Source organism: Halogranum roseipondis, from assembly GCF_059695585.1.
This window is the reverse complement of the sequence record NZ_CM185235.1, coordinates 2,915,694-2,929,097: the sequence shown is the minus strand read 5'-3', so window position 1 is coordinate 2,929,097 and position 13,404 is coordinate 2,915,694. Positions and strand designations below refer to the sequence as shown.

The 13,404-nt window shown below is 64.5% G+C and carries 9 protein-coding genes, 1 tRNA gene and 2 rRNA genes; 9 read left to right on the top strand and 3 right to left on the bottom strand.

Features of this window, described 5'->3' with window-relative positions:
* The first annotated feature begins 14 nt into the window (after positions 1 to 14).
* The 3 genes from EOHIBHHM_RS15360 to rrf all read left to right on the top strand — a co-directional run bounded on the left by EOHIBHHM_RS15360 (position 15) and on the right by rrf (position 3,528).
* Positions 15 to 86: transfer RNA gene (locus EOHIBHHM_RS15360), tRNA-Ala, on the top strand.
* A 269-nt stretch (positions 87 to 355) separates the two neighbouring features.
* A 23S ribosomal RNA gene (locus tag EOHIBHHM_RS15355) occupies positions 356 to 3,281 on the top strand.
* 125 nt (positions 3,282 to 3,406) lie between these two features.
* A 5S ribosomal RNA gene (gene rrf, locus EOHIBHHM_RS15350) occupies positions 3,407 to 3,528 on the top strand.
* Between the two features lie 259 nt (positions 3,529 to 3,787).
* On the opposite strand, the gene EOHIBHHM_RS15345 is transcribed toward rrf, so the two are convergent.
* On the bottom strand, positions 3,788 to 4,195 hold the full coding sequence (locus tag EOHIBHHM_RS15345) for a hypothetical protein (protein ID WP_497252088.1): 408 nt from the start codon (positions 4,193 to 4,195) through the stop codon (positions 3,788 to 3,790).
* A gap of 155 nt (positions 4,196 to 4,350) precedes the next feature.
* Positions 4,351 to 4,620: a DUF8124 family protein gene (locus EOHIBHHM_RS15340; RefSeq protein ID WP_497252086.1), complete on the bottom strand. Its 270-nt coding sequence runs from the start codon at positions 4,618 to 4,620 to the stop codon at positions 4,351 to 4,353.
* Between the two features lie 163 nt (positions 4,621 to 4,783).
* Here EOHIBHHM_RS15340 and EOHIBHHM_RS15335 point away from each other — a divergent pair, with 163 nt between their 5' ends.
* The 3 genes from EOHIBHHM_RS15335 to EOHIBHHM_RS15325 all read left to right on the top strand — a co-directional run bounded on the left by EOHIBHHM_RS15335 (position 4,784) and on the right by EOHIBHHM_RS15325 (position 8,326).
* A complete protein-coding gene (locus EOHIBHHM_RS15335; RefSeq protein ID WP_497252084.1) occupies positions 4,784 to 5,974 on the top strand; it encodes a redox-regulated ATPase YchF in 1,191 nt (396 codons plus the stop codon).
* Between the two features lie 691 nt (positions 5,975 to 6,665).
* Positions 6,666 to 7,427 (top strand): IclR family transcriptional regulator, encoded by a 762-nt coding sequence (locus EOHIBHHM_RS15330; RefSeq protein ID WP_497252082.1) that lies wholly within the window; start codon positions 6,666 to 6,668, stop codon positions 7,425 to 7,427.
* Positions 7,428 to 7,561: 134 nt separating this feature from the next.
* Entirely contained in the window at positions 7,562 to 8,326 is a 765-nt protein-coding gene (locus EOHIBHHM_RS15325; RefSeq protein ID WP_497252080.1) for a cyclase family protein, read from the top strand.
* A 39-nt stretch (positions 8,327 to 8,365) separates the two neighbouring features.
* On the opposite strand, the gene EOHIBHHM_RS15320 is transcribed toward EOHIBHHM_RS15325, so the two are convergent.
* A complete protein-coding gene (locus EOHIBHHM_RS15320) occupies positions 8,366 to 9,754 on the bottom strand; it encodes a uracil-xanthine permease family protein (protein ID WP_497252078.1) in 1,389 nt (462 codons plus the stop codon).
* A gap of 88 nt (positions 9,755 to 9,842) precedes the next feature.
* Here EOHIBHHM_RS15320 and EOHIBHHM_RS15315 point away from each other — a divergent pair, with 88 nt between their 5' ends.
* The 3 genes from EOHIBHHM_RS15315 (at position 9,843) to EOHIBHHM_RS15305 (ending at position 13,356) form a co-directional block, all read left to right on the top strand.
* The gene (locus tag EOHIBHHM_RS15315; protein ID WP_497252076.1) at positions 9,843 to 10,886 is read left to right on the top strand and encodes an alcohol dehydrogenase catalytic domain-containing protein; all 1,044 of its coding nucleotides are present in this window, start codon (positions 9,843 to 9,845) and stop codon (positions 10,884 to 10,886) included.
* 65 nt (positions 10,887 to 10,951) lie between these two features.
* Positions 10,952 to 12,184 (top strand): molybdopterin molybdotransferase MoeA, encoded by a 1,233-nt coding sequence (locus tag EOHIBHHM_RS15310; protein ID WP_497252074.1) that lies wholly within the window; start codon positions 10,952 to 10,954, stop codon positions 12,182 to 12,184.
* On the top strand, positions 12,181 to 13,356 hold the full coding sequence (locus EOHIBHHM_RS15305; RefSeq protein WP_497252072.1) for an MFS transporter: 1,176 nt from the start codon (positions 12,181 to 12,183) through the stop codon (positions 13,354 to 13,356). Before EOHIBHHM_RS15310 ends, EOHIBHHM_RS15305 begins: the two co-directional genes overlap by 4 nt.
* The last annotated feature ends 48 nt before the right edge of the window (positions 13,357 to 13,404 follow it).

The window sequence follows — 13,404 nt, the reverse complement described above, 5'->3', positions numbered from 1 at the left end:
CCCCGCAAGGGGGTGGGCCCATAGCTCAGCGGCAGAGCACCTCCTTTGCAAGGAGGAAGCCCTGGGTTCAAATCCCAGTGGGTCCATAGACGGACCAAACGAGACCGGTTCCCTTAAGTGGGAAACCCGGCAACGTACTGGTCCCGACGAACTGATGCACCATCTCGTGAAAACGAGGATGGGAAGGGTTCGACGCACGCTCCCGAGAGACACCTCGGGACGTGTAATGACGACCGTGTGTACGTGCATTCCAGGCACCCACTGGACCCGTTTATCGGGCAGTGGAGTGTTCCCACCGAGTCAACTCACTACGAGTTGACTCTCGAATCAACCATCTGGTTGATTCACCGAATCAGTAGAATGGCTACTGTGCCAGCTGGTGGATAGCTCGGCTCGAGAGCCGAAGAAGGACGTGCCAAGCTGCGAAAAGCACTGGGGAGTCGCATGGAGACAAAGAACCAGTGATCTCCGAATAGGAATCCTCACCGCAATTGCCTTGCGCAATGGGGAACGTCGGGAATTGAAACATCTCAGTACCGACAGGAAAAGAAAGCAAACGCGATGTCGTCAGTAACGGCGAGTAAACGCGACACAGTCCAAACCGAATCCCTCACGGGACATGTGGTGTTCGGACTGACTCTCACTCTCCGACCCTCTGACTGAAATCTCCTGGAACGGAGTATGAAACAGGGTGACAATCCCGTAAGTCAGACCAGTACGAGACGCGTCAGCTCCAGAGTAGCGGGGGTTGGATATCCCTCGTGAATTTCGCGGGCATCGACCGCGAAGACTAAACACTACTCGAGACCGATAGCGAACAAGTAGCGTGAGCGAACGCTGAAAAGCACCCCGAGAAGGGCGGTGCAATAGGGCTTGAAATCAGTTGGCGATAGAGCGACGGGGCATAGAAGGCCTCTCGACGAACGACCTCGGAGCGATCCGACAGTAGGACTCGAGAGGAGCCGGTGTTCCGTCGTGCGTTTTGAAAAACGAACCAGGGAGTGTGTTTGGTTGGCGAGTCTAACATGAGTATCATGGAAGGCGTAGGGAAACCGATACGGCCGCAGTCTTCTTCGGAAGACGAGGGCCACCGTGTTCAAGCGCGGGGAGTCAACCGGACACGACCCGAAACCGAGTGATCTACACGAGGGCAAGGTGAAGCGTGCCGAAAGGCACGTGGAGGCCTGTTAGAGTTGGTGTCCTACAATACCCTCTCGTGACCTTCGTGTAGGGGTGAAAGGCCCATCGAACTCGGCAACAGCTGGTTCCGACCGAAACATGTCGAAGCATGACCTTCGCCGAGGTAGTTCGTGAGGTAGAGCGACCGATTGGGAGACCCGCCTCCGAGAGGAGTCGGCCTCCCTGTCGAACTCCGAACTTACGAACGCCGTGGACGCGAGGAATCCGGTACTCCGGGGTAAGCTTGGGTACCGTGAAGGAGACAACCTAGAGTCTGGTTAAGGACCCCAAATGTGGATTAAGTGCGATTGAAGGTGGTCTCGAGCCCTAAACAGCCGGGAGGTGAGCTTAGAAGCAGCTACCCTCTAAGAAAAGCGTAACAGCTTACCGGCCGAGGTTCGAGGCGCCGAAAATGATCGGGGCTCAAATCCACTTCCGAGACCTGACCGCGCCCCTCATCGGGCGATCGAGTAGGTCGGCATTCTGCGCGGGTGGAAGCACGGGCGAGAGTTCGTGTGGACCACGCAGTAACGAAAATCCTGGTCACAGTAGCAGCGAAAGTCGGGTGAGTAACCCCGACGGCCTGAAGAGTAAGGGTTCCTCGGCACTGCCAATCAGCCGAGGGTTAGTCGATCCTAAGTCCTATCGTAATTCGAGTAGGACAAACGGGGAACTGGTTAATATTCCAGTACTACCACCATCAAAAGTCGACGCTTTGGGAAACACCGAGCCGGGCCTTCGCCCGGTCGAACCGGAGAAACTCGTGGACGCCGTAACGGCAAGAAGCGAGCGAACACCGGGACAGCGCAAGTCGGTGGTACCCAGAGCCCGTGAAAAGACGAGCGTGGTACTCGTACCGAGATCCGACACAGGTACTCTGGCAGCGCAAGCCAAGGCCCGTCGGGAACAACCGACGTTAGGGAATTCGGCAAGTTAGTCCCGTAAGTTCGCGAGAAGGGATGCCTGCCCCGCAGAAGGGCAGGTCGCAGTGACTCGGGCGCTCCGACTGTCTAGTAACAACATAGGTGACCGCAAATCCGCAAGGACTCGTACGGTCACTGAATCCTGCCCAGTGCGGGTATCTGAACACCTCGTACAAGAGGACGAAGGACCCGTCAACGGCGGGGGTAACTATGACCCTCTTAAGGTAGCGTAGTACCTTGCCGCTTCAGTAGCGGCTTGCATGAATGGATCAACGAGAGCGCCACTGTCCCAACGTTGGGCCCGGTGAACTGTACGTTCCAGTGCGGAGTCTGGAGACCCCCAAGGGGAAGCGAAGACCCTATAGAGCTTTACTGCAGGCTGTCGCTGAGACGTGGTCGCTAATGTGCAGCATAGGTAGGAGCCGTTACACAGGTACCCGCGCTAGCGGGCCACCGAGGCATCAGTGAAATACTACCCGTTAGTGACTGCGACTCTCACTCCTGGCGGAGGACACCGGTAGCCGGGCAGTTTGACTGGGGCGGTACGCGCTCGAAAAGATATCGAGCGCGCCCCAAGGTTTCCTCACTCGGGTCGGAAACCCGAGGAAGAGCGCAAGAGCAAACGGAAGCCTGACAGTGTCCTGCCTAACGAGGGACGCTGACACGAAAGTGTGGTCTAGCGAACCTACGAGCCTGCTTGATGCGGGCCGTAGATGACAGAAAAGCTACCTTAGGGATAACAGAGTCGTCACCGGCAAGAGCACATATCGACCCGGTGGCTTGCTACCTCGATGTCGGTTCCCTCCATCCTGCCTGTGCAGAAGCAGGCAAGGGTGAGGTTGTTCGCCTATTAAAGGAGGTCGTGAGCTGGGTTTAGACCGTCGTGAGACAGGTCGGCTGCTATCTATTGGGGGTGTTACGGTACTTGACGTGAACGAACGTATAGTACGAGAGGAACTACGTTTGGGTGCCACTGGTGTACCGGTTGTCTGAGAAGGCACCGCCGGGAAGCTACGCACCACGGGGTAAGAGCTGAACGCATCTAAGCTCGAAACCCACATGAAAAAGAAGTACCACCGAGGACACTCGTAGAAGACGAGTTCGATAGACTCGGGGTGTACGCGCCGAGGCAACGAGGCGTTCAGCCCGCGAGCACTAACAGTCCAAGCCACATTCATACCGCATGGGAAGACACCGTGTCCGATACACGGGTCCAGGTGCTAACTGGAATGCACGTATACAACGGTCATCACGCCACACACCGATCGTGGTCACAACTACGGTTCGATTCCGTAGATCGGCGTTCAGGCGGCCACAGCGGTGAGGTTCCACCCGTACCCATCCCGAACACGGAAGTTAAGCTCACCAGCGTGGTAGCAAGTACTGGAGTGGGAGACCCTCTGGGAACACTACTTCGCCGCCTCCACTCATACTATAGCCTCCGAGCACCGGCGCTCGGGGGCTTGTTTCATTTATAGCGACGAGCAGCAGCACTCCCCCGGAAGCGAGCGCGCCGACAGAGCGCGAGAGCAACGAGCAACCGCCAGCGCCCGTCACAGCACCGCGTCCGCAACGAGGCAGCACCGCGCCCGCAACGACAGCACCAGTCGAGACGGCCAGTCGGCCCACCATCGCGCCTGGCGGCGCGAAGGTGGGCGCAGACCTCCCGACCGAGCGTCGGTTCGTCACTCGATGCGATCTCGACGTTCGAGTTCGGTCTCGAAGTCATCGACCGAGCGGTTCGCGAGCGACGCCGCCTCCGTCGAAGAGAGCTCAAACCGTTCCGACGCGACGACTGCACCTTCGACGAGGAGGTCGTCGGTCGGTCGACCGCCGCTCGCGAAGTCGAGGGGGTTGGTGTCCCACTGGCCGAGCCGGAGACCGACGAGACAGGCGAGCACCGTCACGCCGGAGAGAGACAGATCGCCGTCGAGTCGGGCGCGTTCGAGTGCGCCCGCGAAGGCGACGTAATCACTCCGATCGGTCGGCGAGAGGAGTGCCCGTTCGAGCGCCGCGTCCTGCATGGCTCGAACCGAGGAATCGGCGTCGACGGTTCTCTCGTCGGCTCGTCGACTCCCGTCGCTCGGTTGCATACGACGACGTTCGGGTTCGTCCCGGAAACCCCCACGGTTCGGCGTGGGGACAGGGGACCGCTCACTCGGACGCGTCTATAGTAGCTTGTGCAACTGGTCACTCACCCGACCGCATGACGGCGTGCGATCGGATGAGTAATGACTTGCACTCGTTACTATAGTGTCTCGAGCGAGTGAGAGACGACGGTTCCGTCCGGCCGTAGCGTCACCGTCCCGAGTCGGACGGTCTCGCCGGCAGGCGTCGTCGACGCGATCTGTTGGAGGACGGCGTCTTGGTCGAGTCGTTCCCAGACAGCCTGTTCGACCAGTCGCTGGAACTCTTCGGGGTTGGTCCATCCCGAGTCGATGTCGGAGGGGACCTGAACGAGAAACTGGAGATCGGTCTCGGTGACGCCGATGCCGACGCCGAAAGTGTCGCCGCTCATAGTTCGAGGAAGGGGTCCGACCGTGATAGGGTCGTCGAAGCGAGCGGAAACCGGTGACCGGTCGTCGTCGAACAGCGAGGAGAGCCACCGGAAAGCGAGAGTTTCTCTCTCATACGGCTTCCGGGTAGAATCGCTTTTCAGCGTCGCTCGTCCAGAGCGAGTAATGAGTTACAAGATCGGTCTTGTCGGCAAACCCTCCGTGGGGAAGTCGAGTTTCTTCAACGCGGCGACGATGAACGACGTCCCCGAGGGAGCGTACCCGTTCACCACCATCGACCCGAGCGTCGGCGAAGCGTACGTCCGCGTCGAGTGTGCCGCTCCGGAGTTCGACGAGTCGTGCACGCCGAGCGTCGGCTACTGCGACGACGGGATGCGGTTCGTCCCGGTAAAACTCGTCGACGTCGCCGGACTCATCCCCGGTGCACACGAGGGGAAAGGGCTCGGCAACCAGTTCCTGACAGACCTCAACGAGGCGGACGTCCTCGTTCACATCGTCGACTTCTCGGGGAAGACCGACATCGAGGGTGAGGCGACCGAGGGTCACGACCCTCGCGACGACATCGACTTCCTGGAGAACGAACTCGACATGTGGTATCTCGACATCCTGGAGAAGGGGATCGAACGGTACCGCAGCGGCTACGATGGGGAGGAGAAGCAGATCGAGGTCGACCTCGCAGAGCAGATGAGCGCGTTCAAGACGAACAAAGACGAGATCAAGCAGATCGTCCTCTCGCTCGGGCTCGACCTCGACCCCGAGACGTGGGACGACGAGGACCGCGAGGCGCTCGCCCGCGAGATCCGCAAGCGGACGAAACCGATCATCATCGGCGCGAACAAGATGGACACACCCGAAGCGCAGGCGAACTTCGAGGAGCTCACGACCGACCCCGACTACGACCATCTGACGTTCGTCCCGGCGAGCGCCCACGCGGAGAAGGCGCTGAAGAAGGCGGCGGACGCAGGCGTCGTCGACTATCGCCCCGGCGACGCCGACTTCGACATCGTCGGCGACGTCAGCGACGACCAGCAGGCCGGCCTCGAGCAGATCCGCGAGTTCGTCCACCAGTACGAGGGGACGGGCGTGCAGGCCGCACTGGAACGGGCGCTGTTCGACGTGATGGGAGCGATCGCCATCTTCCCCGGGAGCGCCAACGGGTCGAAAGACGAGAAGGGAGTGTTCCGTGACTGCTTCATCCTCCCCGAGGACTCGACGACCGAAGATTTCGCGTACCATCTCCACTCCGACATCGGAGACGGACTCCTCCACGGGGTCGACTGTCGAGCGAATCGACAGATCGGCTCCGACCACGACCTCGTCCATCGTGACGTCGTCGAGATCGTCTCGACGAACTGAGTAGAAACAGTCATCGAGTTTTACTCTATTCCGACCGTCGGTTCAAACGCTAAAATACGTGCGAAAGGGCGGTGAACGCTCGATAGACTAATAAAAACAAAAATCTAGTTGAACAACTCTATCGTTTTATCGAGCGACGCCGAGTCCGTGACGGTTACGCTCTCGCACCTCGTTACAGTGGTAGACGTGTAATCCCATCTCGCCGACGAGTGCTCAACGTTCGTCGACGATTTCCCGTGATACGGAACACCTCTCAGCGTCGTCTCTGTGGACCTGAGTCGCCTCCGAACTCGAGACTCTGAGCGATCGTCCATCAGATGCCCCCATCAGGGTACGGAGAACGACGTCTCTCCGACATCTGCACGAGAAGCTCAAATTCGAGAGCGTTCGACACAGCAGAACACTCGCTTCATCGTTCGTGACATTCGTGCCGTGGCGTTTCTGTCCTTCTCGGCCGGAAGATATCCGAAACCGGGGCCGTGGCGAGACGATATCGGCTGGCTGGCCAGTCACGTCTCTCACTCTCCTTCCACGTGACTGTTCGGCTGAGCGGGACGACGATCGCGCTCTCGTCCGACGAGTCAACGACCAAGTTCGGCGACTCGAACTGCTGGGCGTATCGAATCTGCCTCGGCAGAGTCGTCCCACGATACGGAACTTTCATTAGGTGTGGGTTGATATCACGTCATCAATGAACGCACACACAAACACCGTCTCGTCGGTAGAGAAGGCGCTCGACGTGGTCGAACTGCTCCGGTCGTCCGGCAGTGCTCGGCTGTCGACGATCGCTCGGGAGCTCGAGCTCTCGAAGAGTACCGCCCACCGTCACCTCAAGACGCTCGAACGACGGGGATACGTCGTCGACACCGACGACGGCTACGTGCTCAGCCTCCAGTTCCTCGATCTCGGAGAGTTCACGCGGACGCGGGACCCCGCCTACCAGTTGGCGATGGAGAAGGTCGACGAACTCGCCCACAGGACCGACGAACGTGCTCAGTTCATGGTCGAGGAGCACGGTCGGGCGGTGTACGTCTACCGGAAGACCGGCAACCACGCCGTCAAGGCGGACTCCTACCCCGGAAAGCGCGTCCCGGTCCACGCGAGCGCCGCCGGGTTGGCTATCCTCTCGAAACTCCCGCGTGAGCGGGTCGAGGAGATCATCGCCCGTCACGGGCTGGAGTCGTTGACGGAGCAGACGATCACGGACCGCGACGTCCTGTTCGACGAACTCGACCGTATCCGCGAGCGTGGGTACAGCATCAACGACCAGGGGACGATCGAGGGGCTCAGAGCGGTCGGTGCACCGGTCACCGACGCCGACGGCGAGATCATCGGCGGGCTGAGCATCTCCGGACCGATCAACCGGATGCGCGGTGAGCGCTTCGAGGAGGAGTTCCCCTCGCTGCTCTTGGGGGCGACGAACGAACTCGAACTCAACATCGCGTACCAGTAGCGCTCTCGTCCTCGAACGTGCGCTCGCGGCTGCTTTCGCCGGGTTCAGACGTCGACTGCGCTGTTCGGACCGGATTGTGGGGATCGCTACCGCGGGGCGAACGGTTAAGTCCCTGCCTTGGGACTGTCGGATGTATGCTTGACGGCTACGAGATGTACGACTTGACCCAACCGTGGTCACAGGACACGCCCGCTTGGCCGACGTACGACAACCCGAAGGTGTGGTACGAGAAGAGTCTCGACACCGAGAAGGTCAACGGGCAGAAGATCGAGTTCATGAATCACACGGGGACCCACCTCGACGGCGAGAAGCACTTCGTCGCTCACGGCCGCGACATCGCCGAGATGCCGCTGGAGGAGCTCGTCGGCGACGCCGTCGTCGCGGACATCTCCGACAAGGTCGGCGACTACGACGTCTACACCAGCGAGATGATCGAGGACGTCTGTGACGTCCAGGAGGGCGACATCCTCTTCGTCCACACCGGCTACCAGAAGTACGCCTACCACCGCGAGGAGGCCGACCCGCACGCGTTCTTCTGCAAACACCCCGGCCCGAACATGGAGTTCGCCGAGTGGTGTCGCGACATGAACATCAACTACCTCATCCTCGACTGCGGGAGCGCCGACCACCCGATGAACACGGTGATCCGCGACGTGCGTCCCGAACTCGCAAAGGAGGCGGCGGAGAAACTCGGCGTCGACGAGCTCGACGAGATCTTCCCGCCGGAGGGCTACCAGCTGATGCACACCGAACTGTTCCCGGAGGGGATCGTCCACGTCGAGAACGCACAGGTCCCCGAGGAACTGCTGAACGAGCGCGTCCAGATCGGCACCTTCCCGTGGCGGTTCGAGGGCGGCGAGTCCAGCGTCTGCCGCTGCGTCGCGTTCAAAGAAGCGTAGTCGGTGCCCAGCGGTTCGATTTTCGATTCTTTCCGCTGTCTACTCCCGACCACCGTCCGTCGAGACGGCCGCAGGGTCGGGGTCGCGGTCCCGGACGTCGACCTCGTCGGCGGGCAGCACCACGTTGAGCACGACTGCCGTCACCCCACCGGCGATGAGCCCCGATCCGGCCAGCAGTCGTACCTCGTCCGGCAGACTCGACAGCACGTCCGGGCGCACCTCGACGCCGACGCCGAGCACGATCGAGGTGGCGATGATCGTCAGGTTCCGCTGCGTGAGCGTCACGCCGCGGGTGACGATACGGATGCCGACCGAGAAGATCATCCCGAAGAGGACGATCGCCGCCCCGCCGAGCACCGGGTTCGGCATCGCGGCGATGACCGCCGCCACCTTCGGGACGAACCCGAGGACGACGAGCATCGCGCCACAGAGCGCGACGACGTACCGACTCGCGACGCCAGTGAAACTGATGAGGCCGACGTTCTGCGAGAACGAAGTGTTGGGGAAGGCGTTGAACACGCCCGCGACGGCGCTCATCACGCCGTCGGCGACGAGACCACCTTTCAGCTCGCTCCCCTCGGGGTCGCGGCCGACCGACTCGGTCGTCCCCGAGACGTCGCCGATGGTCTCGATGGCCGTGACGATGTACGCGAAGGCGACGACGAGGATGGCGCTCGGTTCGAAGGCGACGCCGTAGGCCAGCGGCGTCGGCACCGAGAACCACCCCGCGCTCGCGACGCCGCTCAGGTCGAGCAGTCCGAGCGGGATCGCCGCGAGGTAGCCGACGACGACTGCGACGAGCACGCTCACCATCTTCAGGAAGCCGTCGAAGAACTGGTTCAGCCCGATGGCGATGGCGAAGACGAGCGCCGCGAGGCCGACGTTCTCGAGGTTGCCGTACGTCGCCGCGCCGGGACCGCCCGCGGAGTAGTCCATCGCGACCGGGATCAGCGTGAGTCCGACGAGCATCACCACGATACCGGTGACGAGCGGCGGAAAGAGCCCGCGGACGTCGTCGATGAAGTAGCCGATGAGCACCTCGATGGGCGCGGCGACGATGACCGCCCCGAAGATGGCCGCGAGGCCGAACTGGCTGCCGACGTCGATGAGCGGCGCGACGAAGATGGCGCTCGTCCCCATCACGACGGGGAGTCGCGCACCGACGGGACCGATGGGGTACGCCTGCACGATGGTCGCGACGCCCGCGACCAGCAGCGCCATCTGGAGGATGAACGTCGTGTCGGCCGCCCCCAACCCGATGGCCCGCGCGATGACGATGGGGAGCGCCGCCGTCGAGAGGAACATCGCGAGCAGATGTTGGATTCCGAGCGGGACCGCCTCGCTCGCCGGTGGTTTGTCTTCGATGTCGTACTCGACGATGTCGGTCGCGGGGGAGTCACCCCGGACCGGAGTGTCTGAACGAGTCATGTGACAAGTTATCATGAATCATCGAAGACATAACTGTTGGCACGGCCCCGCCGGGAGTTTTATGCGAACGATTCGCATATTCGCGGTCGTGACACAGACAGACGCCGTCGTCCTCCAGGAGTGGGGCGGCGACCTGACGACGACCCGTATCGACGTCCCGGACCCCGGCTTCGGCGAGGCAGTCGTCGACGTCCGCGCCTGCGGCGTGACGCGGACGATCGAGAACGCGATCCGGGGTGGGCTCTCGGACGACCCCGCGCTCACGCCGCGCGTCCCCGGCCACGAGTTCGCGGGCGTCGTCGAGGCCGTCGGTCCCGGCGTCGACACCGTCGAACCGGGCGACCGAGTGCTCTGTTACTTCTATCTCACCTGCGGGGCCTGCGACGCCTGCCGGCGCGGCGACACCGCCCAGTGTACCGACTTCGGCGGGTGGCTCGGCGTCCACCGCGACGGCGCGTACGCCGAGCGGACGGTCGTCCCCGCGCGCAACCTCCTGCCGCTTCCCGAGGAGGCGAGTTTCGAGATGGGTGCCGTTGCAGCCGACGGTCTCGCGACGCCGCTGCACGTCTGCGACCGTGCCGCGGTCGACGACACCGACACCGTCCTCGTCGTCGGCGCGGCCGGTCGCGTCGGCGTCCACCTCTCGCAACTGGCCGCCCTGCGCGGCGCGCGCGTCCTCGCGGCCGACGTCGACTCGGATCGACTCGCCCACGTCGACGAGGTGACCCCGGACGCGGTGACGCCGGTCGACGTCCGCGGCGACGACGTCGCCGACCGACTCCGCGACCTCGCTGACGGCACAGGTCCCTCCGTCGTCGTCGACACCGTCGGTGACCTCGACACGCTCTCTACGGCCTGGGATGCGCTGGCGATGGGCGGGCGAGTCGTCTCGCTGACCACGCACCACGACCGGCGGTTCGACCCGCCGATGAAGGAGTTCGTCGTCAAGGAGGCCTCGTTTCTCGGGTCGCGCTACGCGACGAGAGACGAGGTAGTCCGCGCCGCCAGACTGCTCGCCGACGGGCGTATCGACCCGGTGGTCACGGAGCGCGTCTCGCTCGACGAGGTGGCCGCGCTCCACGAGTGCATCCGGCGCGGCGACCACCACGGGATGGCGGTACTTCGCCCCTGACTCGGGGAGCCCGGAACCCGAGCGATCGGGCCAACAGTTTTCACCTCCTCCGCGCTACGAGCGGTATGCACGACCACGACGACATGCTCGACCGGACGGCAGCGGTCGACCGCGTCCTCGCGCTCCGCGAGGCGTTCCTGCCGACCCGAGACACCGAACGCGTCGCCCTCGCCGACGTGGGAGACCGCGTTCTCGCCGAGTCCGTCGTCGCCGACGTCGACGCACCCGCCCACAGTCACGCGACGATGGACGGGTTCGCCTTCGACGCCCGCGAGTCGTACCCCTTCGAACTCCGCGAGGGCGAGGTGTTCCCCGAGGGCGACCCCGGCGAACTCGAACCCGGCCAGGCAGCGCGAGTTGCCACCGGCGCGCCCGTCCCTCGCGGGGCCGACGCCGTGATCAAGCGCGAGGACGCGACCGTCGCCGACGGCGAACTCCGCGCCGGTCCCGACGTCTCGCCCGGCACCTACGTCTACGAGCGCGGGAGCAACTTCCGCGCGGGCGACGAACTGTTCGCGGCGGGCGAGCGACTCGGCCCGAAGGACGCCATCCTGCTCGGCGATCTCGGTCGCGACGCCGTCGAGGTGTACGGGCGGCTCTCGGTCGGCGTCGTCGCCACCGGCACCGAGATCCACGAGGGCGTCAGCCGTGATCTCGACTCGGCGATGCTGCAGGGACTCGTCGACGTCTGGGGCCACGAGGCGACGTACGAGGGGAGTGCGCCCGACGAGTACGACCGCGTCGAGTCGCTGGTCGCCGAGACCGCCGAGCGTCACGACGTCGTCGTCACCACGGGCGGCACCAGCGTCGGACACAAGGACCACGTCGTCCGGGCGCTCGCGGAACTCGGCGAGGTGCTGTTCCACCGAGTGCGCGTCCGACCGGGCAAACCGATCGCCGTCGCCCGCCTCCCCGATCACGACGCCGTGGCGTTCGCCATCCCCGGCAAACCGGTCGGCGCACACACCGTCGCGACGCTCGTCGCCCGCCCGTTTTTCACCGGTGACGCGTCGTTACCGACGGTCGCGGCGACGTTCGCCCGCGACGTCGGTCTCGGTCCGTCGGGGTTCGAGTACGTCGTCCCGGTCACGCTGGACCGAGACGCTGAGACGGGAACGACCGAGGCGATGCCGCTGGGACACGCCGACTCGCCGCTCTCCGTGTACGCCGACACGTTCGACCCGAGCGTGCTCTCGTCGTCGACGCGGGCGACCCGTGCCGACGGCGTCGTCGTGACGACGGAACCGCTCGCGGCCGGCGACTCGGTCCGGGTCGTCCCATTCCCGGTCCTCGAATGAGTGCGACCGTCGGCGCACGCCGGGAGGTCGCCGCCGAGACGGTACCGTGGAGTGCGGTCGCCGCCCTCGGCACCGGGCTGTTCGGCCTCGGCATCGCCGTCGGCGCGTACGGGGCGGTCGTCCCGCTGCTCATCGACCGCGGGGTGTCTCCGGACGCGGCGGGGCTGGGGATGACCGTCTACCTGCTCGGCCAACTCGTCGCCGTCCTCCCGGCCGACCGCCTCGCGCGGACGTGGCCGGTCCACCAGGTCGCGGCCGGCGGGTTCGTCCTCGGCGGCGTCGGCGCGGCGCTCGGGGCGGAGCTCGCGCTCTCCGTGGTCTACCTCTCGCGACTCCTGCTCGGCGTCGGGATGGGTGCCGCCTTCGTCGCCTGCATGACCTACGGCGGTCTCCGCACGACGGGGCCGGCGACCGCGAGCACGCAGGGGGCGCTCGGCGCGCTGTTCACGCTCGGTCTCGCCGCCGGGGTGGCGCTGGGGCCGGACGCCGTCGCGATTGTCGGCCCCGTCGCCCCGGCCGCCGTCGCGCTGGCGCTGGCGCTCGCGGGCGGCGTCGCGACGGCCCGCGTCCGTCCCGTCGGCGACCGGCCGCGTCTCCCGCTCGGCCGCTACCTCGCGCCGTTCCGGTCGGCGGTCGGACTGACGCTCGGTCTCGGCAACATGGCCGCCTTCGGCTTCCTCATCGTCGCGACGACGTGGTACAGCGACGTGCTCGCGGGTGTTGCGGGCGCGCCGGCGCTCGTCGTCCTCACCGGGTTCTCGCTGGCGACGGTGGTCGGTCGCGGTGGCGGCGGCGTGCTCGCGGGTCGCCTCGGCGAGTCGACGGCCGCCTTCCTCTCGCTCGTCGTGCTCGCGGCGACGCTCGCGGGCGTCACCGCCGGGCTCGCGGGCGGGAACCGGACGCTGCTTCTCGTCTCGCTCGTCGCGACGGGCGCGGGGTTCGGCCTCCCGTTCGGGCCGCTTTTCAGCCTCGCGTTCGCCAACCTCGGCGAGGAGTCGGGTGTGACGCTCGTCGGGATGACCGCCGTCGGCAACGCCGGCGCGCTCGTCTACCCGTGGCTCGTCGGCCGCCTCCTGAGCGAGACCGCCTCCTACGTCGCGGGGTTCGCCGTGATGACCCTCACCGTCGTCGTCGTCGCCGCCCTCTGGACGCAGGCGCTCGGCGTGCGGTGAAGTCAGCGGTGGGTGATGCGAGGTAGGGTAACGCTTTTCATGGTCGGT